This window comes from Maribacter corallii, assembly GCF_047345415.1.
Lineage (GTDB): Bacteria > Bacteroidota > Bacteroidia > Flavobacteriales > Flavobacteriaceae > Maribacter_C.
In genome coordinates this window covers 1-2761 of the sequence record NZ_JBLFEP010000017.1, presented here as the reverse complement: position 1 = coordinate 2761, position 2761 = coordinate 1, and the positions used below count along the sequence as shown (strand labels likewise).

Sequence of the window (2761 nt, the reverse complement as noted above, 5' to 3'; positions counted from 1 at the left end):
ATCAAGTTCCCGTGACGGGCAATGTTCCGTTAACGGGCATCCAGCATCATTTTTTCACGAGCGATTTAAAGGAGAAGGGACATTATAACCAGTCGGTGATGCTTGATTTTCCTGGTGGTATCAGTGTTGATGAAGTACGTATTTTGTTTACTGTACTTCAGAGCCACCATGATGCTTTGAGGATGGGTTACGGTGCATCTGGGATGGGAGTTGCCCAATATAACCATGGCCCTGAACTTGATGTAGCGGTCCCATACATGGATTTGTCCCATATGAAGCGTCCGCAAAGGCGTTTACTTTCTTTGTGCAATGAACTACAATCGGGGATTGATTTGGAGTCCCCCCCTCTTTTTAAGTTGGGCCTGTTCGATTTGAACTCGGGCAGTCGTTTGTTGATAGCAATCCACCACCTTGTGGTGGACGGTATATCTTGGCGTATCCTCTTTGAGGACATAGGAACATTATATGACCAATTAAAGGAAGGCGTTGCGCTAAAGTTACCGTTGAAGACGGATTCTTTCCAGTTGTGGTCCGAGAGACTCCAGAGCTACCCCGAAAGTGATATGTACCGTAAAGCTTCTGCCTATTGGTCGGTAGCACTTTCTGAGGATTATATGGAGATTCCACGGACCCATCCAAAAGGATCTAACAAGGTATCCGATGTATCTACTTTAGGTTTTCGGTTGAGCAAATCCCTGACGAAACAATTGCTGGGAGAGGTTCATTCGGCTTTCAATACACAGATCAACGACCTTTTACTTGCAGGTTTCCTTTTGAGCGTTAACAAGCATTATGGTGACGGTGGAGTAAGGATAGACCTTGAGGGGCACGGTCGCGAGGAGATAATCGAAGGTCTGGACGTTGGCCGTACGGTGGGATGGTTCACCAGTATCTATCCAGTAGTATTGGCACAATCAAATGAGGGCTTGTCCACTCTTATTAAATCTGTAAAAGAATCTCTTAGGCTGGTTCCCAATAATGGGGTCGATTATTTAATAGGGAAGTATTTGGCAGATGATGTAGCAATGGATTCGGAAGAAAGTTCACGTATAAGTTTCAACTACTTGGGACAGTTCGACAGTGATACTAAGGGGAAGGCTTTTTCCATAGCTAGCGAACCAACAGGAGATACTGTATCCTTGTCCGAAGATCGTGACTATGACTGGGATATCTCGGGTATGGTATCCTCTGGAAGGTTATGGATGGGGCTTTCCTATAGCACCTCACAATACGATAAAGAAGAAATGGAAGTTCTTATGGCGACTTATGAGAAGAGCCTTGTAGATCTTATAAATCATTGCAAAGATTACGGGAAGCAGGAGCTGACCCCCTCTGACCTTACTTATAAAGACCTGTCCATAGTGGAGCTGGAAGAGCTTCAGGGCCGTTATGAGGTAGAGGACATTTATTCTTTGTCGCCCATGCAGGAGGGCATGCTGTTTCATTCATTATTGGACGGGGAAGCGGACCACTACTTCAACCAGATGAACTATCGCTTGACTGGCTCCCTTGATATCGAGTTGATAAAAAATAGTTTCCAAGGACTGATCGACCGGTACGGTACGCTCAGGACCATCTTCCTTCATGAGGGATATGAGCGTTCTCTACAGCTGGTATTGAAGGAACGGGAGGGGTTCTTTGTATATGAAGATGTAAAGGAAGAAGTACTTGAGTTCGGTAGGGCTTCGACGGTAGGGAAATATAATCGTCTTGATAAGAACCGGAAGTTTGATTTAAGTGAAGATGTCCTTATGCGACTCCATGTCTACCTGACCGGGGATGGAGAGTACGAGTTTATTTGGAGTTTCCATCATATCCTTATGGACGGTTGGTGCATGAGCATTCTGGTCAATGAATTCAACGCGTTTTACCGTGGCCTTCTTGAAGGCAAAGTTGTCGAATTACCGGAGGTACGTCCCTACTCCCGTTATATCGAATGGTTGGAAGCTCGTGACAGATCGGTCTCCAAGGATTATTGGCGGGACTACCTATCGGGCTATGAGGGGCTGACGAGCATACCGAGGGATGGTTATGGGCCGGCCACCTTTGAACTGGCTACGCAGCAATTGTTGTTGGATGGGGAAAGGACGGGTTGCTTAAGAAAGGTTTCACAGAAGTACGGAGTTACGATCAATACCATACTCCAAAGTGCCTGGGGTATATTGTTGGGCAAGTATAACAATACGGGCGATGTGGTGTTCGGAGCGGTCGTTTCCGGTCGTCCCGCGACATTGGAGGGAGTGGAGACAATGATTGGCCTGTTCATCAATACTGTCCCTGTACGCATTGTATATGATGAAGGGGATACTGTTGCGGACCTATTGGCGGATGTCCAGGGTAAGGCGTTGGAAGGTGAGCCGTACCATTATGACCCTTTGATGGAAATCCAATCATCGAGTGGATTGGGCAAAGCTCTATTGGACCATATCCTTGTCTTTGAGAACTACCCCATAGCGAAAGAAATCGCAGGGAAGCGAAAAGGTAATGACGATTACGGCGTATCGGATATCCGTGCCTTCGAACAGACGAACTACGACTTGTCCGTGGTAATTGAGCCAGGGGACGAGGTATCGATCAGTTTCAATTACAACGCATCCAGGTTCTCAACAGGCACAATGGAACGGGTCTCGCGGCATCTCTCGATGATAATCGATCAGATGGGGGAGGTAGTTGAAATCCCGATTAAGGATATTTCGATTCTTTCGGATGTTGAGCGCGATGAGCTTTTGCACGCTTACAATGATACGGCGGTGGCCTATCC

1 protein-coding gene is annotated in these 2761 nt (G+C 46.7%); it reads left to right on the top strand.

Annotated elements, in window-relative coordinates; genetic code table 11:
- The coding region (locus tag ACKWCA_RS23900; protein WP_413980772.1) for a condensation domain-containing protein at positions 1-2761 on the top strand (2761 nt) is incomplete at both ends.